This window comes from Litoreibacter sp. GN1-5 (assembly GCF_055693805.1).
This window is the reverse complement of record NZ_JBVFUP010000001.1, coordinates 1,271,156-1,295,610: the sequence shown is the minus strand read 5'-3', so window position 1 is coordinate 1,295,610 and position 24,455 is coordinate 1,271,156. Positions and strand designations below refer to the sequence as shown.

Annotated in this window: 22 protein-coding genes, 1 other RNA gene and 2 pseudogenes; 12 read left to right on the top strand and 13 right to left on the bottom strand. The window is 55.1% G+C overall.

The window, feature by feature from the left end:
- Positions 1 to 5 precede the first annotated feature (5 nt).
- Genes ACZ1HF_RS06745 through clpS form a run of 3 tightly spaced genes read right to left on the bottom strand, consistent with a single transcriptional unit; the run spans position 6 to position 2,197 of the window.
- Complete coding sequence (locus tag ACZ1HF_RS06745; RefSeq protein ID WP_472656773.1) at positions 6 to 815, bottom strand: SDR family NAD(P)-dependent oxidoreductase; 810 nt, start codon at positions 813 to 815, stop codon at positions 6 to 8.
- 35 nt (positions 816 to 850) lie between these two features.
- A complete protein-coding gene (locus ACZ1HF_RS06740; protein WP_472656772.1) occupies positions 851 to 1,849 on the bottom strand; it encodes a class I SAM-dependent methyltransferase in 999 nt (332 codons plus the stop codon).
- Positions 1,850 to 1,876: 27 nt separating this feature from the next.
- Positions 1,877 to 2,197 carry an ATP-dependent Clp protease adapter ClpS gene (gene clpS, locus ACZ1HF_RS06735; RefSeq protein WP_472658996.1) on the bottom strand — a complete coding sequence of 107 codons (321 nt, stop codon included), beginning with the start codon at positions 2,195 to 2,197 and terminating at the stop codon, positions 1,877 to 1,879.
- 105 nt (positions 2,198 to 2,302) lie between these two features.
- Between clpS and ACZ1HF_RS06730 the strand changes: the two genes are divergently transcribed.
- Positions 2,303 to 3,013 carry an HAD family hydrolase gene (locus tag ACZ1HF_RS06730; protein WP_472656771.1) on the top strand — a complete coding sequence of 237 codons (711 nt, stop codon included), beginning with the start codon at positions 2,303 to 2,305 and terminating at the stop codon, positions 3,011 to 3,013.
- Positions 3,014 to 3,028: 15 nt separating this feature from the next.
- Here the strand turns inward: ACZ1HF_RS06730 and recR are convergent, their stop codons facing one another.
- The 5 genes and pseudogenes from recR to ACZ1HF_RS06705 all read right to left on the bottom strand — a co-directional run bounded on the left by recR (position 3,029) and on the right by ACZ1HF_RS06705 (position 7,349).
- Positions 3,029 to 3,628, bottom strand: a complete 600-nt coding sequence (gene recR / locus ACZ1HF_RS06725) for a recombination mediator RecR (protein WP_472656770.1) — start codon at positions 3,626 to 3,628, stop codon at positions 3,029 to 3,031.
- A 10-nt stretch (positions 3,629 to 3,638) separates the two neighbouring features.
- Positions 3,639 to 3,983 carry a YbaB/EbfC family nucleoid-associated protein gene (locus ACZ1HF_RS06720; protein WP_472656769.1) on the bottom strand — a complete coding sequence of 115 codons (345 nt, stop codon included), beginning with the start codon at positions 3,981 to 3,983 and terminating at the stop codon, positions 3,639 to 3,641.
- Positions 3,984 to 4,453: 470 nt separating this feature from the next.
- The gene (locus tag ACZ1HF_RS06715; RefSeq protein WP_472656768.1) at positions 4,454 to 4,735 is read right to left on the bottom strand and encodes a hypothetical protein; all 282 of its coding nucleotides are present in this window, start codon (positions 4,733 to 4,735) and stop codon (positions 4,454 to 4,456) included.
- Between the two features lie 239 nt (positions 4,736 to 4,974).
- A pseudogene (locus ACZ1HF_RS06710) lies at positions 4,975 to 6,717 on the bottom strand (DNA polymerase III subunit gamma/tau).
- Positions 6,718 to 6,875: 158 nt separating this feature from the next.
- A complete protein-coding gene (locus tag ACZ1HF_RS06705; RefSeq protein ID WP_472656767.1) occupies positions 6,876 to 7,349 on the bottom strand; it encodes a DUF4279 domain-containing protein in 474 nt (157 codons plus the stop codon).
- A 310-nt stretch (positions 7,350 to 7,659) separates the two neighbouring features.
- Here ACZ1HF_RS06705 and ACZ1HF_RS06700 point away from each other — a divergent pair, with 310 nt between their 5' ends.
- Positions 7,660 to 9,180, top strand: a complete 1,521-nt coding sequence (locus tag ACZ1HF_RS06700) for an ankyrin repeat domain-containing protein (protein ID WP_472656766.1) — start codon at positions 7,660 to 7,662, stop codon at positions 9,178 to 9,180.
- A 97-nt stretch (positions 9,181 to 9,277) separates the two neighbouring features.
- Here ACZ1HF_RS06700 and ffs read toward each other — a convergent pair.
- Positions 9,278 to 9,376, bottom strand: an RNA gene (ffs, locus tag ACZ1HF_RS06695) — signal recognition particle sRNA small type.
- Positions 9,377 to 9,498: 122 nt separating this feature from the next.
- On the opposite strand from ffs, the gene nudC reads away from it, so the two are divergent.
- Positions 9,499 to 10,464 carry an NAD(+) diphosphatase gene (gene nudC / locus ACZ1HF_RS06690; protein ID WP_472656765.1) on the top strand — a complete coding sequence of 322 codons (966 nt, stop codon included), beginning with the start codon at positions 9,499 to 9,501 and terminating at the stop codon, positions 10,462 to 10,464.
- A 61-nt stretch (positions 10,465 to 10,525) separates the two neighbouring features.
- Entirely contained in the window at positions 10,526 to 10,999 is a 474-nt protein-coding gene (locus tag ACZ1HF_RS06685; protein ID WP_472656764.1) for an SRPBCC family protein, read from the top strand.
- Here the strand turns inward: ACZ1HF_RS06685 and ACZ1HF_RS06680 are convergent.
- A complete protein-coding gene (locus ACZ1HF_RS06680; RefSeq protein WP_472656763.1) occupies positions 10,996 to 11,829 on the bottom strand; it encodes a prephenate dehydratase in 834 nt (277 codons plus the stop codon). The genes ACZ1HF_RS06685 and ACZ1HF_RS06680 overlap by 4 nt on opposite strands.
- 106 nt (positions 11,830 to 11,935) lie before the next feature.
- Between ACZ1HF_RS06680 and ACZ1HF_RS06675 the strand changes: the two genes are divergently transcribed.
- From ACZ1HF_RS06675 to ACZ1HF_RS06655, 5 genes are all read left to right on the top strand, one after another.
- Positions 11,936 to 12,457 carry a c-type cytochrome gene (locus ACZ1HF_RS06675; RefSeq protein ID WP_472656762.1) on the top strand — a complete coding sequence of 174 codons (522 nt, stop codon included), beginning with the start codon at positions 11,936 to 11,938 and terminating at the stop codon, positions 12,455 to 12,457.
- Between the two features lie 169 nt (positions 12,458 to 12,626).
- Positions 12,627 to 14,540 (top strand): extracellular solute-binding protein, encoded by a 1,914-nt coding sequence (locus ACZ1HF_RS06670; protein ID WP_472656761.1) that lies wholly within the window; start codon positions 12,627 to 12,629, stop codon positions 14,538 to 14,540.
- A gap of 19 nt (positions 14,541 to 14,559) precedes the next feature.
- Complete coding sequence (locus ACZ1HF_RS06665; RefSeq protein WP_472656760.1) at positions 14,560 to 15,639, top strand: microcin C ABC transporter permease YejB; 1,080 nt, start codon at positions 14,560 to 14,562, stop codon at positions 15,637 to 15,639.
- Positions 15,636 to 16,742: an ABC transporter permease gene (locus ACZ1HF_RS06660; protein ID WP_472656759.1), complete on the top strand. Its 1,107-nt coding sequence runs from the start codon at positions 15,636 to 15,638 to the stop codon at positions 16,740 to 16,742. The genes ACZ1HF_RS06665 and ACZ1HF_RS06660 overlap by 4 nt, the downstream gene beginning before the upstream one ends.
- Positions 16,739 to 18,337, top strand: a complete 1,599-nt coding sequence (locus ACZ1HF_RS06655; protein WP_472656758.1) for an ABC transporter ATP-binding protein — start codon at positions 16,739 to 16,741, stop codon at positions 18,335 to 18,337. Before ACZ1HF_RS06660 ends, ACZ1HF_RS06655 begins: the two co-directional genes overlap by 4 nt.
- 79 nt (positions 18,338 to 18,416) lie before the next feature.
- Here the strand turns inward: ACZ1HF_RS06655 and ACZ1HF_RS06650 are convergent, their stop codons facing one another.
- Together ACZ1HF_RS06650 and ACZ1HF_RS06645 are read right to left on the bottom strand one after the other, a co-directional pair.
- Positions 18,417 to 19,868, bottom strand: a complete 1,452-nt coding sequence (locus ACZ1HF_RS06650; RefSeq protein WP_472658995.1) for a serine hydrolase — start codon at positions 19,866 to 19,868, stop codon at positions 18,417 to 18,419.
- 298 nt (positions 19,869 to 20,166) lie between these two features.
- Positions 20,167 to 20,556 (bottom strand): hypothetical protein, encoded by a 390-nt coding sequence (locus ACZ1HF_RS06645; RefSeq protein ID WP_472656757.1) that lies wholly within the window; start codon positions 20,554 to 20,556, stop codon positions 20,167 to 20,169.
- A 92-nt stretch (positions 20,557 to 20,648) separates the two neighbouring features.
- On the opposite strand from ACZ1HF_RS06645, the gene hemF reads away from it, so the two are divergent.
- Together hemF and ACZ1HF_RS06635 are read left to right on the top strand one after the other, a co-directional pair.
- A complete protein-coding gene (gene hemF, locus ACZ1HF_RS06640; RefSeq protein ID WP_472656756.1) occupies positions 20,649 to 21,542 on the top strand; it encodes an oxygen-dependent coproporphyrinogen oxidase in 894 nt (297 codons plus the stop codon).
- A 224-nt stretch (positions 21,543 to 21,766) separates the two neighbouring features.
- Positions 21,767 to 22,225, top strand: a complete 459-nt coding sequence (locus ACZ1HF_RS06635) for a hypothetical protein (protein WP_472656755.1) — start codon at positions 21,767 to 21,769, stop codon at positions 22,223 to 22,225.
- Positions 22,226 to 22,370: 145 nt separating this feature from the next.
- Here ACZ1HF_RS06635 and hemE read toward each other — a convergent pair.
- Positions 22,371 to 23,401, bottom strand: a pseudogene (gene hemE, locus ACZ1HF_RS06630) (uroporphyrinogen decarboxylase).
- 102 nt (positions 23,402 to 23,503) lie between these two features.
- Between hemE and hemC the strand changes: the two are divergent.
- Positions 23,504 to 24,454, top strand: a complete 951-nt coding sequence (hemC, locus tag ACZ1HF_RS06625) for a hydroxymethylbilane synthase (RefSeq protein WP_472656754.1) — start codon at positions 23,504 to 23,506, stop codon at positions 24,452 to 24,454.
- The last annotated feature ends 1 nt before the right edge of the window (position 24,455 follow it).

Here is a 24,455-nt window from a genome sequence, read left to right as displayed (position 1 = left end):
TTGTTTTAATGGGCTGCCGTTTCAACCGGGTCCAGCAATGTGCGTCCGCCATCGACTGTCATGATCTGCCCCGTCACGAAACCTGCTGCATCTGAACACAGGAATTGCACGGCCTCGGCCAATTCACCTGCATTGGCGATCCGGCTGAGCGGCGTGTGATCCAGAATATCATCACGAAGCCCGTCCGTATCTTTCAACGCATTCTGCAAACTGGCGCTCATCACGCTGCCAAAGGCAACGGCGTTGACCCGAATACGGTGCGGTGCCAGTGCAATTGCCATGGTGCGGGTCATCTGATCCATCGCGGCAGTCGCTATGGAAAACCCCATTAAACCGGGGCGTGTGCGTCGCGCAGCGATGGAGGACAGATTTACAATGGCACCAACGGGTGCGGTGTCATCTGATTCATCCTCGGATTGTTTGATCATCCGTTTGGCGATTAGCTGACTTAGGCGCAGGCTGGACATCAGGTTTTGCTGGAGAAGCGTTGTAACGCTGTCATCGTCGTCGTCCATTGGATCAGTGGTTAGCACCTGACGGGAGGCATTGACGAGGATATCCACCCGATCAAACGCATCAAGAGTGGCTGATAACAAGTTGGCTTGGCTCAATTTTTCTCTTATATCGCAAGAGAATATCCGCACATTCTCTTCGTCGTTCGCATGGTTTTCCAATTCGTCCTTGAGGTTTGCCTCATCCCGGTCGGCCATCATGACGCGCGCGCCTTTCTCAACGAAATGCCGGGCAATAGCGAGGCCAACCCCATTGGCGGCTCCGGTGATGATGGCGGTCTTACCTGCGATGGAAAAGGACATGGGTTCTCCGGTATTTTGAGGTAGGTTAGGCGAACTCAGCGCCGGGGGCGACCAGTTTTGGGTTTGCGGGCGCAGATCACCTTGAACCCGCCGGTTTGTGTCACGGTCTCAAACTGCTGGAAATGATCGGTCAGCGTTTGTTCATAGGGCAGGTTACGGTTTGCTACCATCCAGAATTGACCCTGTGGGGTCAGAAGTCGGGCAGCTTTGCGGATAAACGCCTGACCCAAGGCAGGATCGGCCTTGCGGCTGGTATGGAAAGGCGGGTTGCTGACAACGGCATCATATTGCGCTGCGTCATAGGTCAGCGCGTCTGTCCAGTGAAAGGCCGCGCGCGGGTCGGTGATGTTCTGTTTGGCGGCTTCAATCGCGCGATAGTCTGCCTCGATCAAATCAAGTGCGGTGACAGTTTCGTGGCGCAAAACGGTTGCGGCCAGATACCCCCAACCAGCACCCAAATCAGCGACGCGGCCTTTCAGCGGTGGCAGCGTTTCAGTCAAAAAGGCGGAGCCTTTATCGATAGTCTCGGCCGAGAAGACGCCGGGATAGGTGATAAAGCCGTCTGCTGTTCGGGTTGGTTTTGCGGACCAGTGGTCGAGATCAGGAAGCGTTTCAGGGCGACTAAACCAGATCAGCTTGCCATGAGCCTTGGAATAGCTGTCGGTCAGCGTGAACAGCTTGCGGACCTCTTTTGTGATGCTTTCAATACCGTTGGTCTTGGCCCCGTCAATCAGGATCAACCCGCCCGGATCAGTCAGGCGTAGGGCTTGCGCGATGAAATCCAGCGTTGCCGGTTTGGACCGGTGGCAATGGATCAGGCTGCTTGCAACCTGTGCTTGCGGTGTGGCTGCTACAGACAAGCCGCGTTGCTGCAAACATGTGTAGTCCGGGAAGAAGCCCTGGCTGGCCTGAATACGGGACATCTCTATGCCCGACAAATCCACCTCGCCGGCGGCATTGATGAAAGCTACGGGGCCGGGGGGAAGCTGTAACAGACCTTTGTTCAGGGCCAAGGTCAGGCGGGCATCTGTCATGGGATAAGGTTTCAGCAGGCAGCGCGCCTACTCTTTCTCCATGGTGCATTGCAGCGGGTGCTGATTGCGGCGGGCGAAATCCATGACTTGTGCCACTTTGGTCTCGGCAATCTCGAAGGCGAAGACACCGACCACAGCCACACCTTTCTTGTGTACGGTCAGCATGATTTCAACCGATTGTGCGTGGTTGAGGCCAAAGAACCGCTCCAACACCAGAACGACGAATTCCATAGGCGTATAGTCGTCGTTCAACAGCAGCACCTTATACATAGGCGGGCGCTTCGTCTTGGGCTTTGTCGCTGTAATGACCGCAGCTTCGCTGTCGCCGTCATCATTCTGGTCCGACATGGTTATTTTGAACGGTGTCACGCGTCTGCCTTTGTGCATCTTTCGGTGGGCTGACCTTACTATATAAGGGAAGCATCGGCTCAGGAAAGGGGTGTATCGGTTAAGATGGTACAAATGATTACAACAATTGGCTTCGATGCGGATGATACGCTGTGGCAGAATGAAGAGTTCTTTCGCCTGACAGAAGATCGATTCGCAGGGCTGCTGGCCGATTATGCCGAGAAGGAACATCTGGCAGACCGGCTTTTACAGGCCGAGCGGCGTAATCTTGGGCAATACGGGTTCGGCATCAAGGGTTTCATGCTGTCCATGATCGAAACGGCGATCGAGGTGACAGAGGAACGTGTGCCTGCCTCGGTGATCTCGGAAATCATAGCGGTCGGGCAAGAGATGCTGTCGCATCCGATCCACCTTCTGCCCCATGCGCGCGAGGCCGTGAAGGCTTTGGCGGCAGATTACAGGCTGGTTCTGATCACAAAAGGGGATTTGCTGGATCAGGAACGGAAACTGGCGCAATCCGGTTTGGGGGATATGTTTGATGCGGTCGAGATCGTCTCGGACAAGGTGCCGCAAACCTATATCCGCGCTTTCATGCGCCACGGGCATGGGCCAGACCGCGCGATGATGGTGGGCAATTCGATGAAATCCGACGTTGTCCCCGCGATTGATGCAGGTGGCTGGGGAGTGCATGTTCCCGCACGCTATGAATGGGAAATCGAGAAAGCCGACGCCCCCACTGGGCATCCGCGGTTCAGGGTGTTGCAGGATTTGGGCGGTTTGGTGGATTTGGTTGATCAGCTACGGGTGGCGGGCTGAAGCCCGCGCTAATTCTTAAATTGCTTTGCGGGCATTCAGGGCGGCCGAGATTGTGCCGTCATCAAGGTAATCCAGCTCTCCGCCGATGGGCACGCCTTGGGCGAGGGATGTTACGGTGATCTGGCGGGTCTCAAGCTGGTCGGCGATGTAATGGGCTGTGGTTTGCCCATCTATTGTGGCGTTCAGGGCAAGGATCACTTCGGTGATATTCTCGCTGGCGATGCGGTCCAGCAGCTTCGGGATGCGCAGCTCGTCCGGGCCGATGGCATCAAGGGCTGACAGCGTGCCGCCCAGCACGTGGTAGCGGCCTTTGAAGACTTGCCCACGCTCCATCGCCCAGAGATCAGCGACATCTTCCACAACACACACCTCGCCCGTTGCGCGCTTTTCAGATGCGCAGATATTGCAAATATCAGTCGTACCGATATTGCCGCAGTTTAGGCACTCGCGCGCCGTAGCGGCAACGGTTTGCAGCACATCGGCCAGAGGCATCATCAGCAGGCTGCGCTTTTTGATCATATGCAGCACGGCTCTGCGGGCGGACCGGGGTCCAAGCCCCGGCAGCTTCGCCATCATCTCGATCAGGGCGTCGATGTCCTTGGTTGTGGTGTTCAACCCGCCCGTCCTAGAACGGCAGCTTCATGCCAGGGGGAAGGCCCAGACCTTCTTGCAGCTTGCCCATTTCTTCCTGCGCCTTTTCGGCCCCTTTGGCCTGCGCATCCTTGATCGCAGCCAAGATCAGGTCTTCAACGACTTCTTTCTCGTCCGGGTTGAAAATCGACGGATTAATATCCAGCGCTGTCAGATCACCCTTGGCGGTTGCCGTTGCTTTCACCAGCCCCGCGCCGCTTTCGCCAACCACGGTCATGCTGGCCAGATCTTCCTGCATCTGCGCCATTTTTGTTTGCATTTCCTGAGCTTTTTTCGCCATTCCAGCCAAATCGCCCAGCCCGCCCAAACCTTTCAGCATCCATGTTCTCCTTCATATGGATTGTTCGCGCAAAGATAGGGCGTGCAGGGATGTATAACAAGGCGAATAGAGACGGGCGACGGGCGTTTCCGTGTAACCTGTCGCAACCGGAGTGGCTGTGTTGTGGTGCGTCGCGCAGCTTTGGCGTGATGCCGCGGGTTTTCTGAATGCAAACGCGTTGGTCTGTCGGGGAGTTTTGGTGTGATGTCAGGTGTTTCCAGCCCGAGGGCTGGTGTGAGGGACGAAGCTTCCGTTCCGTGATGGAAAGTGGAAGTCTGCTTTCGCAGTTATATTTTCTGTACCTTAATCGAAAATACCATCAAGATTACCAATGATACTGATGAGCAGGGCAACGCCGCAGATCAGGACCGCCAACCAGAACACATATTGCATAATAAATGCTGAAACGCCGATCCCGACAGCCATATATGGAAGCCGGTGTGGTTCGTTTCGGTATAGTCCAATGCCACCTAGCACGACGGCAATACCGGCTGCACAGAGCGCCGCAATCGTGATGAATCGACTGTAATCTCGGGAAGCGGAGTAGGCTCTGGCGCTGGTTCTCCGGATAGTGCGCGAGCGGCTGATTGCTTTATGTCGGCTGCAATTTCGCCAATGACTATACCGCTACTCTTCTCTTGTGGTTCAAAAAATGCGGAAAATTGTATGAGAATAACTACAAGACTTACAATCCCCAGCATAAATCCGACGAGCCCAAATTTCGCAGGTATCTCATCAATTTTCTGTTCCATCGCAGTACTCCTTCGTCTTTCCACGGTGCCCAAATAATTGACCTGAACGGCCAAAATAAGGCGTCCAGCACATGATAGTACACCCCCTGCACCAGCATATATTTCCCTATAAATTGCAAAAGCAGCCAATTGGGGCGTAAGTGGTGACAGACGCTATGGACACGTTTCCGCCATTCGCCACCGCCTACACTTTGAACAGCATGGGGCAAACTCATCTGATGTTTTGCGCCCAGCAGAAATCAATCGTCTTCAAACGGGTCCCATTCCTCGTCGACTTCGGGCAGGGCTTCTATGGCGGCTTCCTGGGCCAGGTCTTCAGGGGTTGTAATCTGTGTGATCTGCGCGCCGGGAAATGCAGCGATAACCGCCTGCATCATGGGATGTTTGCTGGCTTCGGCCTTCAGGGCGTTTTCCTCGGCGTCACGCTCGGCGGCGATGGTGGGCGCGCCGCCTTCGTTCACGACGGTCACGGCCCAGCGGTTGCCGGTCCATTGCTGCAAGCGCGCGCCAAGCTTGGCGGCAAGATCGCTTGGCGCGTTCTCGGTCGGGACAAACTCGATCCGACCGGGTGCGTATTTCGCAAGCTGCAAGGTCGTCTCGACCTCGACCAGCAGTTTGACGTCACGATTGGCACGGATCAGATCGACCACATGGGCGAAAGTGACAAAGCGCGACAGGGTCTGTTCAGGATCCTGCGCCAATGCGGTTGCGGGGCCACCAGCAGAGACCGTGCCGCGCACTGGAACCGAGGCGCTTGTGGCGCGGGCCGTGGTCGTGCCGGGCGAGGGGGCTACCGCCGCCGCTGGGGTTTGGAGGCGGTGGCGTGTCCTGTAGTTTGCGCACCAGTTCCTCGGGTGAGGGCAGGTCGGCCATGTGGGTCAGCCGGATCACCGCCATTTCGGCGGCCATCATGGCGTTCGGGGCGGCGGCGACCTCTTCCAGCGCCTTAAGCAGCAATTGCCACATCCGCGTCATGGCCCGCATGGGCAAGGCACTGGCCATCGCTTGGCCGCGCGTCCGTTCATCCGGGCCAACGGTAGGATCCTCGGCGGCTTCGGGTGTGATCTTGATAACGCTGACCCAATGCGTGATTTCGGCCAGATCGCGCAACACGGCCATGGGATCAGCCCCGTCAGCATATTGCGACGACAGTTCTTGCAAAGCGCCAGCGGCGTCACCCTTCATGATCAGGTCGAACAGGTCCAGCACGCGCCCCTGTCGGCCAGACCCAGCATGGCGCGCACCTGCGCTGCCGTTGTCTCGCCCGCGCCATGGGAAATCGCCTGATCCATCAGGCTCATCGCGTCGCGGACAGAGCCTTCGGCGGCCCGTGTGATAAGCGCCAGCGCGTCGTCCGCGATCTGTGCGCCTTCCTTTTCGGCAATGCCGCGCAAATGGGCGATCATCACCTCCGGTTCGATCCGGCGCAGATCGAACCGCTGGCAGCGGGACAGGACCGTGACAGGAACTTTGCGAATTTCGGTCGTAGCGAAGATGAATTTGACGTGCTCGGGCGGTTCTTCAAGCGTCTTGAGCAGCGCATTGAACGCGCTTGTCGACAGCATGTGAACTTCATCAATGATGTAAATCTTGTAGCGGGCCGAGGCTGCGCGGTAATGCACGCTGTCAATGATTTCCCGGATGTCGCCCACGCCCGTGCGCGAGGCCGCGTCCATCTCCATCACGTCCACATGGCGACCTTCCGCGATGGCTGTGCAATGCTCGCACGTCCCGCAGGGCTCTGTCGTCGGACCACCAGAGCCGTCGGGGCCGATGCAGTTCATCCCCTTGGCGATAATCCGGGCGGTGGTGGTCTTCCCGGTGCCCCTGATGCCGGTCATGATAAAGGCCTGCGCGATGCGCCCCGCCTCAAAGGCGTTTTTCAGGGTGCGGACCATGGCGTCCTGCCCGATCAGGTCGGCGAAGGTGGCCGGTCGGTACTTGCGCGCCAGTACCTGATATTCTTGTGGTGCGTCGCTCATAAGGTCCCCGGATTCGCTGCCGTCAGAGATTAAGCCCGGTCAGCGGCAACGTCCACCTGTTGCATTTGGGTTTGAACGCTGGGTTTTTGATGTTTGGTCAAGGCGATGTTTTTAGTCTTAAATTGATGTCGCCTGCGAGCCCACAGTTACCCCCAATATTAAGAATGCTTGCCGTTCCGATCCGCAGAAAGAAACACTGCTTGCTCGGCTGCAGTCCATTCTGGAAAAACCTCAACTCCCAGCTGGATATCCATATCCAAAAGCCGCTTCATGAGATCGACATCGGCAGTATCACCGACGTTAATCTTTCCAAACAGCTCAACAATAATCTGCGTTTCCCCGCCCTCTTCAAAAATTCGCCGGAAGAGAGCGGTATTAGGAGCTAGCGTATCCAAAACACTCTCCACGAACGAAAAAAACCGCCTATCGCCAGTCTTTTGCCAGCTGAATGACCAGACCGTACAGGACCGTTTTCTGGCAAGAGTTCGACCAATTGGGGTTAAACGTTGATCGCCAACCTTCCATGAAGTCTCCGGCTCAAGACCAAGACCATTCGTGATATCGCCGGGATCAATCGCGGGATGCCGGATCAACAGGCGAACATTAAAGTAGAAGTCGTTGTTGCGTTCCATCGAAACCCCAATAGATTGAAGGCTAGCTGCGTTGATTACTGTGAGACTATGCAAAACGCAACGACAACTAAGCCCGCAACATTGACCTTGGATCAATTCACCACAGGCACCAACTATATCTTAGCATAGCGATCCGCTCTTTCCCCGGCTTGCGGATATCTCTCATCGGCGTTATGATCTACATGCCGGTTGGAGCGGCATCCTGATCCGCGGACAGCGCCTTGCGCACTCCCTCATTTCTAAAAAGACCGACATTTGCGGTTTTTCTCTTCCCGGGTAGCGGATCATCGGGGTGATCGAGAGGAAACCGATGGACAATTCCCTTGACAAATTGCGCCGTGCTGCGCGGCGTTTGCGTAAATCCTATGAAGCGGGTGATCCCGCCGCTGCTGAACGGCTGCGGCAACATCCCGTGACGCGCAAAGAGCTGCGCCATGCGGATTTTCTGCACGTCATCGCGCGGGAGCAGAATTTCGAGAGCTGGCCCAGGCTGAAACTGGCGGCCGAGACGATGGGCCTGGATCGCGCGGCCAAGCAACAACGGCTGAAAATCGCGCTCTATCACGGGCAGATGCATGTGGTGCAGCATTTGCTGTGGGATACGCCCGATCTGGCAAAAGGGGTGTTAGGGCTTGAGATCGCGCTCTATGACAGGCGGGCGGTTGACGCGGCATTGGCTACGGATGCCAAAGCGGCTGTGACACCTTTGGGACCGCGCCGCCCGATGCTGCATCTGGCCTTTTCGCGGTATATCCATGCCCGGCCCGATCTTGCGCCGGATATGTTGGCGATTGCGCAGATGCTGGTCGATTACGGGGCGGATGTGGCAGACACAATGCCTGTTGCGTCGGACAATGATCATCCGCTTTCAGCGCTTTACGGGGCCATTGGGCATGCGAATAATATGGTTCTGGCCCGCTGGTTGCTTGAGAATGGCGCAGACCCGAATGATGGCGAGTCGCTTTATCATTCGACGGAGCTGGGTCATCACGAGGGCTTGCAGATGTTGCTGGCCTACGGGGCGGACCCGAAGGGCACAAACGCATTGCTCAGGGCGATGGATTTCCATGACCACAAGGCGGTGCAAATGTTGCTTGATGCGGGCGCTGATGTGGATGATTTCGACGGCACCCCCGTAGGCGGGGAAGCCCCTTGGGTTGTGCCTGCCTTGCATCAGGCCGCAAGGCGTATGTCGGATAAGAAGATGATCGACATTCTGCTGGGTGCAGGCGCGGACCTGACGCGTCGTTATCAGGGTCTCAGCGCGTATAGCTATGCGCGGGTGTTCGGTAACGCGGTGTTGGCCAAGGCGATTGAAGATCGGGGCGGGGCCCATGAGTTAAGCCCTGTAGAGAGGATGCTTGCGGATGCCGCAGACGGGATATCAGGTGGCCACTTCATAAACGTGGATACTCTTCCCGCGGATTATCGCAACATCATACGCATGATCTTGCATTTGCCGGACAAGCTTGCGCATGTGAAAGCCCTTGTTGCCTTGGGCGTGGAATATGATCGCCCTGACGCCGAAGGTTTAACGGCGGTGCAGGTGGCCGGTTGGGAAGGATTGCCCGAGATGATGGGGTATCTGCTATCTTTGATGCCTGACCTGTCGCATGTAAACAACTATGGCGGGACCCTGCTTAGCACGATCATTCATGGGTCCGAGAATGCGCCCGACCGCGCGGTGCGGGATCATATCGGCTGTGCGAAGCTGGCCTTGGAAGAAGGGGTCGCCTTGCCGAAACGCGCCATTGAGCTGGCCGGAGAGCCTGATATGTCGGAATTTCTGGCGGATTGGGCTGCGCGGTATCTCGGGCAGGTTGTGGGGTAGGGACTCAATTATAACCGTTATAACCGTGTGCTTTTCGGTGATTTTCATAAAAATCACCTGCCGCACTTATTTTGAATTTTTTAAAATTCAAAACGTAGGGTGAGAGGCTGGACATCGACCCAAGTGGGGCTCGTTGTGGCTGCTTCCTTCCGGACCTGACCAGGTTGGCGAGGCACTTGCCCGCGCCAACCTCTCGTGACTGCATATAGGGGCTGGGGCTGAGTCGTGCAAGCTATGGTGTTTGCCAAGCCGTGTGACCCGTGGCAGAAGGCCAAATGGGTGCTGCCGGTTAAGGGAAGACGGGGAAGGGAATACCAGGTGAAACATGCTGAAACGGTGACTTTCGGGGGATCGGGGCTGGATCGGGCTGCGCATCTGCGCGGCGATGCAGGCCAGCTTGGTGATTTGCTGCGGGCCAAGACCACAGGCGTTCTGCCCATATGGCGGGGCAAGCCGATGGTTGTGGGGGAAGGTTGGGCGCGTGCAGCTTGGCTGCCCACAGATCACGATATCTTTGGACATGCCGATGAGCCTGCGGTTTTTCTGGGGCTTGATGATGGTGTGGCGCGCTTTGCCCGCGACATTTCAGGCTGGGAGCCGCAGGAAGAGGTCGACACGCTGGGCGCGTTTCTTGATCCGTCCGAGCAGCAGCATCCCGACACCCCAGACGATCACCGGTTTTGCGAGCTGCGCGGGATCATGACGGCGCTGGATGCTCGCACCGCAGAACTTATTGCCACCGCCAAGGCCGTGCTTGGCTGGCATGAAACCCATGGGTTTTGCGCGTATTGTGGCGCAAAGAGTCATATCGCGATGGGCGGTTGGCAACGGGATTGCCCGGATTGCGACCGGCACCATTTTCCCCGCACGGACCCGGTGGTGATCATGTTGATCACCCACGGGAATTCGGTTCTGATGGGACGCTCGCCAGGATGGCCCGAGGGTATGTACTCCTGCCTTGCGGGTTTTGTGGAGCCGGGCGAGACGATTGAGGCTGCCGTGCGCCGCGAAGTTTTTGAAGAGGCGGGCATTCGGGTCGGTCAGGTCAGTTATCTGGCGTCACAGCCTTGGGCGTTTCCGGCCTCTTTGATGATTGGCTGCCACGGTCAGGCCGAAACGCAGGACATCACAGTCGATCCGGTCGAGATTGAGGATGCAATCTGGATCAACCGCGAAGAGATGCTGGAAACCTTTGCCGGAACCAACCCAAGAATGAAGCCCGCCCGAAAGGGGGCGATTGCCCATTTCCTATTGCAAAACTGGCTTGCAGATACCCTTGACTGATCCGACAGCTTCGGAAACTGTAAAACCCCATAAGAACAATAACAAAAAGAGTATCTGCCTAATGAAGTTTTCGACCAAGGAGGATGTCGAGATACCTATTGATCAGGTATTCGAGATGTTGTCGGATTTCGAAGGGTTTGAACGCGCAGCGCTACGCAATGGCGCCGCTGTGGTGCGCTCAGACACGCGCGAGGATGTCGGCGTAGGCATGACATGGGAGGCGCAGGCAAAGTTTCGCGGCAAGATGCGGTTTTTCGAAGTCATCTTGTCAGAATATGACCGGCCAAACCAGATGCTCTATTACGCAGAATCAAGTGGTATTTCATCGTCTTTCCTGATCGAGCTTGTGGTTTTATCCCGCAAACGCACGCGTATGTGTGTGGAACTGAACATACGCCCCAAGACCCTATCCACACGGTTGTTGATGCAGTCGGCAAAACTGGCACGTAATACGCTCAACCGCCGTTACAAAACCCGGTTTTCCCATTTTGCGCGGGATATGGAAGATCGCTATAAGCGCAATATGCGCAGCTAGTCGCGCTGCGGATCCGCGGGATACACACCCAGCACCGTGATCGAATGGGTGAAGTGGTCAAGCTCTTCCAGAGCGCGTTTTACGTTTTCGTCGTCAGGATGGCCTTCAATATCAGCATAAAACTGCGTCGCAGTGAATTGACCATCTACCATATAGCTTTCCAGCTTGGTCATGTTGACGCCGTTCGTGGCAAACCCACCCATCGCCTTATAGAGCGCAGCGGGCAGGTTGCGGACGCGGAACACGAAGGATGTGATCATCTTGCCGGACCCACGGCGGCTTAGGTCAGGGCTGCGGGCCATGATCAGAAACCGGGTTGTGTTCTTGTGATGGTCCTCGATGTCACGGGCGACGACATCCAACCCGTAAGTCTGCGCGGCCAATTCCGACGCCAAGGCACCGACGCCTTTTTCACGGGTTTCAGCCAAATGTGCTGCCGCCCCGGCGCTGTCTGCACTGGCTTCACTGGTAATGTTGTTTTCCGCCAGAAAATTGCGACACTGTGGTATCAGCACCAGATGGGCGCGGACATGCTGGATGTCGCTTAAGGCCACACCCGGCGGGGCCATCAGGCAGATGCGGACCCGCAGAAATGCCTCTTCCACGATATGCAAACCACTTTCCGGCAGAAGCCGGTGAATATCTGCCACACGCCCGTAAGTCGAATTTTCTACCGGCAACATCGCCAGATCTGCTGTCTTTGACCGGACAGCCTCGATCACATCTTCAAAGGTTGCACAGGGCATTGGCGTATAGTCCGGACGGGCTTCAACGCAGGCTTGATGCGAATACGCACCGGGTTCTCCCTGAAAGGCAATCTTCAATGTCATGGCATTTTCCGCAAAAAGGGCATTACGTCGCGCCTTCTATACCTTGCAGAATGGTAGGGGAAGACGATAGATACCGGCAAAGTGCCAAACGAGGTAAGACGCAATCATGTTCGATACAATGACAATGACGAAGGTTCTGGGTGCGGTCTGTGGATCGCTTCTGGTGTTTCTGCTAAGCAAATGGGCCGCAGAGTTGATCTATCACGGCGGCGGTGGCCACGGCGAAGAGCATGCTCAGGCCTATGTGATTGAGGTCGAAGAAGGCGAAGCCGAAAGCGGCGGTGAGGAAGAAACCGTCGATTTTGCCGCTGTCATGGAAACGGCTGACCCCGCTAAGGGCGAGAAGGTTTTTTCCAAATGCAAGGCTTGCCACAAGCTTGAGGACGGGGCCAATGGCACCGGACCGCATCTTTACAGCGTCGTGGGGCGTGCCATTGCCGGGGTAGACGGGTTTGGATATTCCGACGTACTGACCGGGAATAGCGAAGCATGGACGCCTGACAATCTGAACGCGTTTCTGGAAGACCCGAAAGGGTGGGCCCCAGGCACAAAGATGAGCTTTGCTGGCTTGAAGAAGGTCGATGATCGCGCGAACCTGATCGCGTATTTGCAGACGATTGGTGGCTAAAACCATCTGAACATTTCGTGAAGGGCCGCCTGAAATGGCGGCCTTTTTCATATTTGCGGGCTGATCGTTGCCTGATCACGCAATATCAACTTGAATGTTGAGCGAAAGACACTTCTTTTGTGTAATGTGTTTTGAAGCTGTTTCAAGATGAAGACCAAGAGGAGACCGCATGACAAAACCCCGCGCACGCGCTATCGCCCTGTCCCAGACAAACGCCAATCAACTTAGGCGGTATTTGGCGGTCAGTTTCTGGACATTGCTGCTGATGGTATTTCTGACCACCTGGGCACGTGGCGAGGAGATCATAAAGTCGCACGGGTTTTCGAATTTCGGAGAACTGAAATACGGCCCTGATTTTGAGCATCTGGATTATGTAAATCCAAATGCACCAAAGGGTGGGGAACTGTCGACATGGTCGTTTGGCAATTTTGACAGCTTCAACCAATATGCACGCGATGGTGTCGCTGCGGCTCTGAATACGATCGGTAGTGAAAGCGTGCTAACAAGCACGGCGGATGATCCTTATGGAATTTATTGTTACTTGTGTACGACGCTAGAATATCCCGAAGACCTATCTTACGTAATATTTAACCTGCGCGACGACGTTAAATTTTCAGATGGGTCGCCAATGACCGCTGAAGACATCCAGTTCACACATAAATTGTTTTTGGAACAAGGCATTCCTGAATACCGTCGCATCGTAGAAAATTTCTTTGATGACGTAGAGGTTCTTGATCCTTACACAATCAAGTTTTCTTTTAATGAAACATCATCGAAGCGGGACCGTATTGGGGCCGCTGGTGGGACTCCGGCATTCTCAAAAGCATGGTTTGAGGAAACCGGTACGCGGCTGGATAAAAGTAGCGATAAGCCATTCCTAAGCACAGGTGCTTATGTTCTTGAAAGTTTCGACTATAATCGGCGGATCGTTTATGCCCGCAATCCAGATTACTGGGGTGCGGATCTTCCATTCAATATTGGTCGTCATAATTTTGATCGGATTAGGGTCGAGTATTTTGCTGACAGGTCCGCAGCCTTCGAAGCATTCAAAGCGGGCGATTATCTGTTTCGGGCAGAAAGCGACGCTAAAGACTGGGCAAACGGATATAACTTTCCGAAAGTTCAAAACGGTACGGTGATAAAAGAAGAAATCCCGGATGGCACAGTTGGCCAGGCTTTGTCATTCGTGTTCAATTTGGATCGTGAGCCATGGCAGGATCCGCGTGTGCGTGAAGCGGTTAGTCTTATGTTCAACTTCGAATGGTCGAACAAAACGCTTTTTGCCGGGCTTTATGACAGGCCAGTCTCATTCTGGTCAAATACAGAACTGGCGGCCTCTGGCGCCCCATCAGAAGGCGAGTTGGAAATCCTGAAACCGCTGGTCGCAGATGGTCTTCTGCCCGAGAACATTCTGACAGATAAAGTTTCCGCACCGGTGATCCATGACGAGGCCCGCAATAGACCGTCGCGGACGGTTTTGCGCCGTGCGTCGAAGCTGTTGGATGAAGCGGGCTGGGAAACCGGGTCCGATGGCCTGCGCCGTAAAGACGGTAAAGTTCTGGATATGAATATTATCCAGTTCAATCAGCTTTATGATCGGGTCGTGAACCCTTTTGTCGAAAATCTGAGCGCTATTGGTATACGCGCCAAGCTTGAACGTATCGACACATCACAATATGTGGAACGTCGTCGTAAGGGGGATTTCGACCTTACAAATCAGGGCTTCCAAATGGGGTTTGAGCCATCCATCGGCCTAGAGCAGTGGTTTGCATCGAAAACCGCCGATAACAGTTCTCGTAATCTGATGCGGTTGCGGAATGAAGCTGTGGATAAGATTCTTCCAACAGTTATCTCTGCGAATACGCTGGATGGTTTGAAAACATCGGTTCACGCCCTTGATCGTGTGTTACGGTCTATAGGCTTCGCAATACCGCAATGGTATAATAAAGAGGCGTGGCTGGCCTATTATGATGTTTACCGCCACCCCGATGAAATCCCACCACTTGCCATTGGTCTGTATGATGTCTGGTGGTACGACGACGAAAAAGCTGCGGAATTAAAAGCTGCTGGCGCGTTTAAATAGTCACGCGTAAGGCACTTTTATGGGCACGTATATCCTCAGACGGCTTTTACTGATCATCCCCACATTGGTTGGTATTATGATCGTCAATTTTACGTTGACGCAGTTTGTTCCTGGCGGCCCGATTGAACAGATCATCGCGCGGATCGAAGGATCTGGCGATGTGTTCGAAAACTTTGCCGGCAGCGGGACTGACCTGGAGGAGCTTGGTAACAACAGTGACTATCAAGGTGCCCGTGGCCTGCCGCCTGATTTCATCGCCGAGCTAGAAAAAGAATTCGGTTTCGACAAACCGCCGGTCGAGCGGTTTCTGAACATGATGTGGAACTACATTCGTTTTGATTTCGGCGAGAGCTATTTCCGTTCTATCGGCGTGCTGGAGCTATTGGTTGAAAAGCTGCCTGTGTCTATTTCGTTGGGGTTGTGGTCCACGTTAATCGCCTATTTGGTCTCGATCCCTTTGGGTATTCGCAAGGCAATAAACGATGGATCAGCTTTCGACACATGGACCTCGGGCGCGATCATCGTCGCCTATGCCATACCCGGTTTTCTGTTCGCAATCCTGTTGCTGGTACTGTTTGCGGGCGGTTCTTACTGGCAGATATTTCCACTACGTGGATTGACGTCTGACAATTGGGAAAGCCTGAGTTTAATCGGCAAAGTGCTGGATTATTTTCACCACATTGCGCTGCCTATAATTGCTTCAACGATTGCATCCTTTGCTACCTTGACCTTGCTGACAAAGAATAGCTTTCTGGATGAAATCAACAAACAATACGTCATTACTGCAAAAGCCAAAGGCCTGGCCGAGAAACGGGTGCTTTATAGCCACGTATTCCGCAACGCTATGCTGATCGTGATTGCAGGTTTCCCTAGTATGTTCTTAGGAGTATTCGTCGGCCAGTCTCTGATTATCGAGACAATTTTTTCTCTTGATGGGTTGGGTCGTCTGGGATTCGAAGCCGCAATTGCGCGGGATTATCCGGTTGTGTTTGGCACGCTCTATTTCTTCGGGCTGATCGGCTTGCTGATCGGTATCCTGTCGGACCTGATGTATGTCTTCGTTGACCCGCGCATCGATTTTGAAAGCCGCGAGACATGAAGCTATCCCCGATCAACCAACGGCGGTGGCGTAATTTCCGGCGCAACAAACGCGCGTTCTGGTCGCTGATCATTTTTTCGGTGCTGTTTGGTTTGTCGCTTTTTGCCGAGCTGATTGCCAACGACAAACCGATCCTGGTGAAATATCAGGGTGAATATTTTACCCCTGTCTGGAATTTCTACCCCGAGACTGCTTTCGGCGGTGATCTCCGCTCAGAAGCGGTGTACCGCGATATTGAAATACAATGTCTGATCATTTCGGGCGGCCTTGAGGACTGTTGGGATGATCCCGAAGGCATCATTGAGGATGCGCAGGACAGTGACATAGGCGGCGAGGCTATCCAGAAGGGGTGGATACTCAACCCCGTCATTCCCTACAGCTACAATACGATCAACGATATTGACGGCACGGCCCCGTCGGCCCCCGATGCAAAGCACTGGTTGGGCACCGATAACTCTGCCCGCGACGTCGCAGCACGGGTCATTTATGGTTTTCGGCTGTCCATTCTGTTTACGTTGATTGTCACCGTTGCGTCTTCGATCATCGGGATCATTGCCGGGGCGGTGCAGGGTTTTTTTGGCGGGCGGACCGACCTTATTTTCCAGCGCATCCTGGAAATCTGGGGGGCCACACCGCAGCTTTATGTGATCATCATTATGTTCGCTATTCTGGGGCGAAGCTTTTGGCTGCTTGTCTTCCTGACAATTCTGTTTGGGTGGCCCGCCCTTGTAGGTGTGGTTCGGGCCGAGTTTTTGCGCGCACGTAACTTTGAATATGTCCGCGCGGCGCGGGCATTGGGCGTGTCGAACTGGACCATCATGTTCCGCCACATGTTGCCAAATGCTATGGTCGCGACGCTGACAATTCTGCCTTTCATCATCACGGGCACGATTGCCCTGCTGGCGTCGCTTGATTTCCTGGGCTTTGGTTTGCCGTCCTCGGCCCCGTCACTGGGTGAGCTGACATTGCAGGCCAAGCAAAACCTGCAAGCGCCTTGGCTGGCGTTCACAGCGTTCTTTACCTTTGCTATCATGCTGTCGCTGCTGGTTTTCATCTTTGAAGGTATCCGCGATGCGTTCGACCCCAGAAAGACCTTTCAATGAGCGTACTTTTAGACGTCAAAGATTTGCGCGTCTCGTTCCGTCAGGACGGTGTCGAGACGGAAGCAGTGAAAGGCGTCAGCTTTCATGTGAACAAAGGCGAAACCGTAGCGCTTGTCGGGGAAAGCGGGTCGGGCAAATCTGTGACTGCGCTGAGCACTGTGCAGCTTTTGCCGGACTCCGCGACGGTACAAGGTCAGATCGCCTATGATGGCCGTGACCTGTCGCAAGCCTCGGAACGAGAATTGCGTGCGGTGCGTGGAAATGATGTGAGTTTCATTTTTCAGGAACCTATGACCTCGCTCAATCCGCTGCACACGTTGGAAAAGCAGATCATCGAAAGTCTGTCTTTGCATCAGGGATTGACCGGGCAGGCCGCGCGGGACCGTGTGATCGAATTGCTGGACAAGGTTGGCATTCGCGACCCCAAGCAGCGGCTGACATCTTATCCGCATCAACTCAGCGGTGGGCAGCGTCAGCGGGTGATGATTGCCATGGCGCTGGCCAACGGGCCAGAGCTGCTGATTGCAGATGAGCCCACCACGGCGCTGGACGTGACAATTCAGGCGCAAATCCTTGACCTGCTGGCCGATCTGAAGGCGCGCGAGAACATGAGCCTTTTATTCATCACTCATGACCTTGGTGTGGTGCGTAAAATCGCGGATCGGGTTTGTGTGATGCAAAACGGCCAGATTGTTGAAACCGGGCCAACGGAAGACATCTTTCGTGAGCCCCAGCATCCTTACACGAAAACGCTGCTCTCGGCGGAACCTGCCGGCCAACCCGATCCCGTGCCGGTTGACGCGCCCGAGATTGTCAGCACCAAAGACCTGCGCATATGGTTCCCGATTGAACGTGGTTTACTGAAACGCACGGTCGGACATATCAAAGCGGTGAATGCCGCGACCGTTTCTGTCAGGGCAGGCGAGACGTTGGGCATTGTGGGCGAAAGCGGGTCCGGCAAGACCACGCTGGCATTGGCCATTATGCGGCTGATCTCGAGCAAGGGGCCGATTGTGCTGCTGGGGCGCGATATTCAGGGGCTTACATCCAGAGCACTAAGGCCTTTGCGGGCCGATATGCAGATCGTGTTTCAGGACCCTTACGGATCGCTGTCGCCGCGTATGACGGTAGAGCAGATCATTGCCGAAGGGCTTGGCGTCCATGGGACTGAGCCGGGCCGCAACCGCCGCGAAATGGTGGCCGAGATTATGGGCGAGGTCGGCCTTGATCCATCCATGATGGATCGCTACCCCCACGAATTTTCAGGCGGGCAGAGGCAGCGTATTGCTATCGCCCGTGCCATGATCTTACGCCCGAAGTTGGTAGTTCTGGATGAGCCGACATCGGCGCTGGATATGACGGTTCAGGTGCAGATCGTAGAGCTGTTGCGCAGCCTGCAGAAGAAATACGGGCTGGCCTATCTGTTCATCAGTCACGATTTGCGCGTGGTGCGCGCCTTGTCCCATAAGGTTGTGGTTATGAAACAGGGGGACGTTGTGGAATATGGGGATAGTGTGGCCCTGTTTGCCAACCCACAGACTGATTATACGCGCACTCTTTTGGCGGCAGCATTGGATTTGAAAGCGGCTGAATAGAGATGCGATCGCTTAAAATGAAAGATGCCCGCAAACCAAGATTTGCGAGCATCTTTCGTTACGGGACGTGCTGAGGGATTTAGCCCGGCCCGTGTGTCTCGCAATTGACGCCACGTGCGCTCAGGCGCTGGCAGGCTTGTTGGGCACGGTCGCGGGTAAGGCCGACGAAATTCGCCTCCCAGCCCTGCGGCCGTCTGACGACCTTGCGCAGCCCTTCGTCAAGTGTGTCGATTTCCTGTAGCGCGATTTTCAGCAGATGCCGCTCGGCGCGGTCACGGGTTGTGTGCTTACCAAGGCTGATCCCCCATTGACGCCCGCCTGATGTGGAAGCGCGGGTGATCACGCGTGAGTTCGATGCAGTCTCTGTCTCTGGTTCTGGTTGCTCTTGAACAGGTGCAAGGGACGCAGGGACAAGATTTTTGGGTCGCTCCAGCGGTGTCACAGTGGGGGCGGGGGCTGCTGCTTTTGCAACCTCAACCGGTTCTTGCACTGGTGGGGCTTCGGTTGCTGGTGCCTCGACCACAGGATTTTCCGGTGTTGCCGATTGCCGCGTTTCGCTTACGCTTTTGCCGACGTCCTGCACCAATGCCAGCAGCATATCTTCTGAGGGGGGCTCAGCGCTGTTGGGTCGGGGAAGGGGACGCAGGCTTTTGCGAACGGCAGTAATGGTTTTGGCAACCTTGATAGTTTTTGGCGTCGGCGTCTCAATCGCCTGATAATTTGGCCGCGCGGGCTTGCTGATCGCGATTGCGCCGCCTTTGCTGCGTTGGAACCCCATATCCAGAAGCTCTGCCACGCGTGCATTGCGCGATGCGGAAGACCTACCGCCGAAAACTGTTGCAATTACACGTTGATTGCCACGCTCTGCCGATGCCACAAGGTTGAACCCGGCAGCATTTGTATAGCCCGTCTTGATCCCGTCCGCGCCGCGGTAATTCGCCAGAAGGCGACGGTTTGTATTGGCAACCTGACGCACCCCTGCATCTGTAGAGCGGCGGGAGAACAGGTTATAATACTGTGGATAGTCATAAATCATATGCCGACCAAGTATGGTCATGTCGCGGGCCGTAGACATATGGCCAGACTCGGTCAGGCCATGGGCGTTTTTGAAGGTGGTCCGTGTCATACCTAAGGCTTTGGCGGTTTGCGTCATACGACGGGCGAACGCGGCCTCGCTGCCTGAAATTGCCTCGCCGATTGCTGTGGCGGCATCATTGGCTGATTTTACGGCAGAGGCGCGAATGAGGTAGCGCAATTCGATCCGTTGCCCCGGTTTCAGTCCAAGTTTCGAGGGTTGTTCGGCGGCGGCCTTGCGCGAGATCGTGATTTTCGAGTCGAGACTGATCTCGCCGCGCCGGATGGCTTCAAATGCCACATAGAGCGTCATCATTTTAGTGAGAGAGGCCGGATGCAAGCGGGTATCGGCATTGCGTGCATGCAAGACCTCGCCCGTTCGCGCATCAATGACCATTGCCGCATAGGGTGCTGCTGAAACGGCGTTTGCAAAAAATGCAAACACCAATAAACCCAGTCCAAAGCGGACCGCTTTAAAAAGACGTAATGCCACGACTTATGCCCGTTCTGCCTCGGGAATGACGTTGCATCCCCTGTTTATAATTATAGCGACTGATTTTTCAGCCTTAATGGTACGGTAGCACAGACCTGATTCTAGGAAAACAGTTTAATTTCAATATCTTTCAGCGCCGAGTTGAAGCGTAAATCATAGATGTGGTGGTTTTAAATGACTCAGATACCATATGTGGGATTTTTAAAGTCACCCGTCATATTCCTGTCAAATTCCTGTTGCGCCGACGCATCGGCGAAGCAAATCACTTTGACGGATGAGCCAATTCGCAGCGTTGGACAGCGCTGGCGGTGGTTCTGCGCAGCTCTGCCTCTTTCTGACGCAGCGATTTTAGCTTGCGGCGTTCTTCTGCGATATCGACGGCAACAGGTTTCTTACTGGTCACAGGTCTCACGCGATCACAAAATCTGAATGCGCCGTTATGCCCAATGCCGGTGCCAAGGCAGAAATCCGTATAGACCACCGTGCGCTGTTCGGTCTCAATTGCGTATCCACGGGCGATTGTGCCTTCTGTATCTGCGATAAGGGCGCGGATGGTCGACAGCTCTTTCGTGGATTTGTTGATACATGCCTGACGCGCATCGGTGCAGGCGACAAGCAAAAGAGCAGAGGCAAAGGCGAGCTTGTAAGACATGAAGTTCACTCTAACGGGTCTTTTAGGGGATGCAAACGTGACACTTCTTTCCGAATACTGCTATCAAATTGTTAACAAGACAGGAGAGACACGTGACGGACAATTTTGATCTGCAAAAGACGCAGGCTTCTGACTGGTTTCGCAAATTGCGCGATGATATCGTCGCAGCCTTCGAAAACCTGGAGCAGACACAAACGGCCGGTCCCTTTGCAGGCCAGCCCATCGGTCAGTTCGAGGTCAGCGAGACACGCCGTAGCTCAGAAGACGGATCGGATGCGGGCGGTGGCCTGATGTCCGTTATGCGCGGCGGGCGGGTGTTTGAGAAAGTGGGCGTCAATGTCTCGACCGTCTACGGCACACTGGGCGACAGGGCGCAAAAGGCGATGGCAGCACGCAAGGATTTGTCCGGCATGGCAGACGATCCGCGGTTCTGGGCCTCTGGCATATCGCTGGTCGCCCATATGCAGAATCCCAATGCGCCAGCGGTTCATATGAACACACGGATGTTCTGGACACCTCATGCGTGGTGGTTTGGCGGCGGGTCCGACCTGAACCCTTGTATCGAATATGAGGAAGACACGGCAAATTTTCATGCGGTGCTGAAAACCCATTGCGACAAGCATGACCCGGACTATTACCCCAAGTTCAAGGCCTGGGCGGATGAATATTTCTTTATCCCACATCGGGGACGGGCCCGCGGTGTTGGCGGGATATTTTATGATGATCTGAATACCGGCGATTGGGACCGCGATTTCGCGTTTACGCAGGATGTGGGCCGCGCTTTCCTGCCTGCTTTTCTGGGCGTGACCGAGACGCGGCGCGACTTGCCGTGGACTGAGGCAGACAAGGATACCCAACTTGTGCATCGGGGGCTCTATGCCGAATACAACCTTGTTTATGACCGGGGAACGAAATTCGGACTGGAGACCGGCCATGATGCAAACGCGGTCTTGATGAGCCTGCCACCACTGGCAAAATGGGTGTGAAGTTGTGGATTGTAGCGCATCTTTGACACGGTGCGCGAGATTTTCTGAGTCAAATTAGAGCCGCCTGTTATGCAAAAGTGGCCTTGTTGTTAGTCATTTCTGACCCAAGGTCGGCTGAGCGGGACTTTGTTGCCGTTCGCTGCAGTTGCGCCAATGTCTGCAGTTGAGTTGTCTCAGTTGTTGATGAGCACTCATGATGCTAACTCGGCATAGCTATGAAAAACATGTTTATTACCTACTTCGATGGCAAAGATGCGGCGATGTCCGGTTCGCGCATAGCTCTTCCCGAGTGCGCGGAAAGCAAGCTAGTCCGTGTTCATGGCAAGGACACTTATCTTCGCCGGGCCTCTTCGACAGAGACCAGGAAACTCATTGAAGCGGAAGTGAAGAGCGGTCGAACTAAATGGGCGCAACTCCTTATAGAAATTGATGATGTTTCATTGGGGTTTTGGCTCCCCGCAGAGTTGGAAGCATATTGCACAGTTTTTGCGATGGCGCCGTTCCCAACCGCCAGAACACTGCTCAAAGGATCGCCCGACAGCAGTGAGTTGAACAGCCATTGGCTTAGCCGGTTGTCAAAGAAAGCGAAATCCAAAAAGTTCCGAGATCGTTTCCTGCGTTATGTCGAAACACAGCCGAAGGCACTCATCGAGTTTCGAGATTTCTACCAAAAGCCCAACTGAAGCTGCCATTCGCGACGATGCAGAAAAAATGAAGTATGGGGCTCATTGCAGACATTTTCAGCATCGTAGCGCGACCAAGGTCCGTTGATGATGTGAAGGTCATAGTCATCTGACGTTCAGCAGAGGTTCAGGCCCGAAAGTTGCGCTACCCGCGCACGGTATCGATCATCAACTGCACATTCTCGGGGTCCGCATCTGGTGTGATCCCGTGGCCCAGATTGAAGATATGTGGCCCGCCTGAAAATGCTTTGACGATGCGCTGCGTTTCGTCAATCAGTGCCTGACCGCCTGTCACCATATGTTTCGGGTCCAGATTGCCCTGGACGCAGCCGTCTTTCTGCACATGCTCCGCCGCCCAATCAGCGGAAACAGAATTGTCGATCGCCACACAATCGGCTCCGGTGGCTTTGGCAAAGCCAATATAGTTATCCCCGGCCTCGCGCGGGAAGGCGATGATGGGCAGATCGGGATGCTTTGCTTTCAGGGCGGCGATGATCTTGCGCGCAGGCTCCAGAGCGTATTTCTGAAAATCCGCGCCTTTGAGCGAGCCTGCCCAGCTGTCGAATATTTTGACCACCTCTGCACCTGCCTCGATCTGCATGGACAGATAGGTAATGGTGGCGTCGGTCAGGCGGTCGATCAATGCCTCGAATGTCGCAAGGTCTTCGCCTTTTAAGGCATGGGCCGGGCCTTGATCCGGCGTGCCTTTGCCAGCGATCATATAGGTGGCGACAGTCCATGGCGCACCGGCAAAGCCGATCAGGGGTGTCTCGTCCGGCAGTTCCCTGGACAGGATGCGGACCGTTTCATAGACCGGGGCAAGGTGGTCATGGATATCGTCCGCGCCTTTCAGTTTTGTAAAATCCGAAGAACTTGTAATGGTCGATAGCCGTGGTCCCTCACCGGTCACAAACCACAGATCAGCCCCTAAAGCCTGGGGGATCAGCAAGATATCTGCAAACAGGATCGCCGCATCAAACCCGTAGCGGCGGATCGGCTGCAAGGTGACTTCGGCAGCCAGATCCGGTGTGTAGCACAGGGACAGAAAATCCCCGCCTGCGCGCGTGTCGCGCGGTATTCCGGCAGGTAACGCCCAGCCTGCCGCATCATCCAGATTGGCGGTGTCTCAAGGGTTTCACCGGCCAATGCGCGCAACAGTTTCTTGGGCTCTGCCATGGGGCGTTTATCCTTCCTGTTTTTCCCATGGGTCATGGGAAAGGGAACAGATGTCAAGGCAAGAGCTTGTCACATTCATCTGACAGCTTTACAGGTTTTCGTATGACATCATCCAATCTGCCTTCCCCGATATCACCGCTGAAGATTGGCACACGCGGCTCGCCGCTTGCTTTGGCGCAGGCGTATGAAACCCGCGCGCGGCTGAGTGCTGCGTTTGATCTGCCAGAAGAGGCGTTTGAGATTGTTGTGATCAAAACGACGGGTGACAAGATTTTGGACCGCCCGCTGAAAGAGATTGGCGGCAAGGGCCTGTTCACCCGTGAGATCGAAGAGGACATGCTGTCCGGCAAGATTGATATTGCGGTGCATTCCATGAAAGACATGCCAACGGTTCAGCCCGATGGTTTGGTGCTGGATACCTTCCTGCCGCGTGAAGATGTGCGTGATGCGTTTGTCAGCCCCCATGCCGGTGCGATTGCGGATTTGGCAGAGGGGGAGATCGTGGGAACGTCCAGCCTGCGCCGCAAAGCGCAGCTTTTGAACCGCCGCCCGGACCTGAACGTGGTGGAATTTCGCGGCAATGTGCAAACCCGGCTTAAAAAGCTGGAAGACGGCGTGGCCCGTTGCACGTTTCTGGCGATGGCTGGTCTGAACCGGCTGGATATGGCGGATGTGCCGGCTTCGCCAATCAAAATTGCCGATATGCTGCCTGCTGTAGCGCAAGGGGCAATCGGTATTGAACGGCGGGGGGATGATATGCGGGTCGCGGCCTTGCTTGAGGCGATCCATGACAAGCCAACAGGCCAACGACTGGCGTGTGAGCGGGCGTATCTGGCCGCGTTGGACGGGTCTTGTGAAACTCCGATTGCGGGGCTGGCCGTGCTGGAAGGCAGCACAGTTCGCCTAAGCGCCGAAATCCTGCGTCCAGATGGAAGCGAGGCCTTGAGCGATGCCGAGACGGCGCCAATCGAAGACGGCGCGCAGATGGGGCGTACCGTGGCGGAGCGTCTGAAAGAAGAAGCCCCCGCAGATTTCTTTGACTGGCGAACATAGG

Coding starts and splice junctions, on each gene's coding strand:
- ACZ1HF_RS06745 (WP_472656773.1), bottom strand. CDS start 815: ATGTCCTTTTCCATCGCAGGTAAGACCGCCATCATCACCGGAGCCGCC.
- ACZ1HF_RS06740 (WP_472656772.1), bottom strand. CDS start 1,849: ATGACAGATGCCCGCCTGACCTTGGCCCTGAACAAAGGTCTGTTACAG.
- clpS (WP_472658996.1), bottom strand. CDS start 2,197: ATGTCGGACCAGAATGATGACGGCGACAGCGAAGCTGCGGTCATTACA.
- ACZ1HF_RS06730 (WP_472656771.1), top strand. CDS start 2,303: ATGGTACAAATGATTACAACAATTGGCTTCGATGCGGATGATACGCTG.
- ACZ1HF_RS06720 (WP_472656769.1), bottom strand. CDS start 3,983: ATGCTGAAAGGTTTGGGCGGGCTGGGCGATTTGGCTGGAATGGCGAAA.
- ACZ1HF_RS06715 (WP_472656768.1), bottom strand. CDS start 4,735: ATGGAACAGAAAATTGATGAGATACCTGCGAAATTTGGGCTCGTCGGA.
- ACZ1HF_RS06705 (WP_472656767.1), bottom strand. CDS start 7,349: ATGGAACGCAACAACGACTTCTACTTTAATGTTCGCCTGTTGATCCGG.
- ACZ1HF_RS06700 (WP_472656766.1), top strand. CDS start 7,660: ATGGACAATTCCCTTGACAAATTGCGCCGTGCTGCGCGGCGTTTGCGT.
- ACZ1HF_RS06685 (WP_472656764.1), top strand. CDS start 10,526: ATGAAGTTTTCGACCAAGGAGGATGTCGAGATACCTATTGATCAGGTA.
- ACZ1HF_RS06680 (WP_472656763.1), bottom strand. CDS start 11,829: ATGACATTGAAGATTGCCTTTCAGGGAGAACCCGGTGCGTATTCGCAT.
- ACZ1HF_RS06675 (WP_472656762.1), top strand. CDS start 11,936: ATGTTCGATACAATGACAATGACGAAGGTTCTGGGTGCGGTCTGTGGA.
- ACZ1HF_RS06670 (WP_472656761.1), top strand. CDS start 12,627: ATGACAAAACCCCGCGCACGCGCTATCGCCCTGTCCCAGACAAACGCC.
- ACZ1HF_RS06665 (WP_472656760.1), top strand. CDS start 14,560: ATGGGCACGTATATCCTCAGACGGCTTTTACTGATCATCCCCACATTG.
- ACZ1HF_RS06660 (WP_472656759.1), top strand. CDS start 15,636: ATGAAGCTATCCCCGATCAACCAACGGCGGTGGCGTAATTTCCGGCGC.
- ACZ1HF_RS06655 (WP_472656758.1), top strand. CDS start 16,739: ATGAGCGTACTTTTAGACGTCAAAGATTTGCGCGTCTCGTTCCGTCAG.
- ACZ1HF_RS06645 (WP_472656757.1), bottom strand. CDS start 20,556: ATGTCTTACAAGCTCGCCTTTGCCTCTGCTCTTTTGCTTGTCGCCTGC.
- ACZ1HF_RS06635 (WP_472656755.1), top strand. CDS start 21,767: ATGTTTATTACCTACTTCGATGGCAAAGATGCGGCGATGTCCGGTTCG.
- hemC (WP_472656754.1), top strand. CDS start 23,504: ATGACATCATCCAATCTGCCTTCCCCGATATCACCGCTGAAGATTGGC.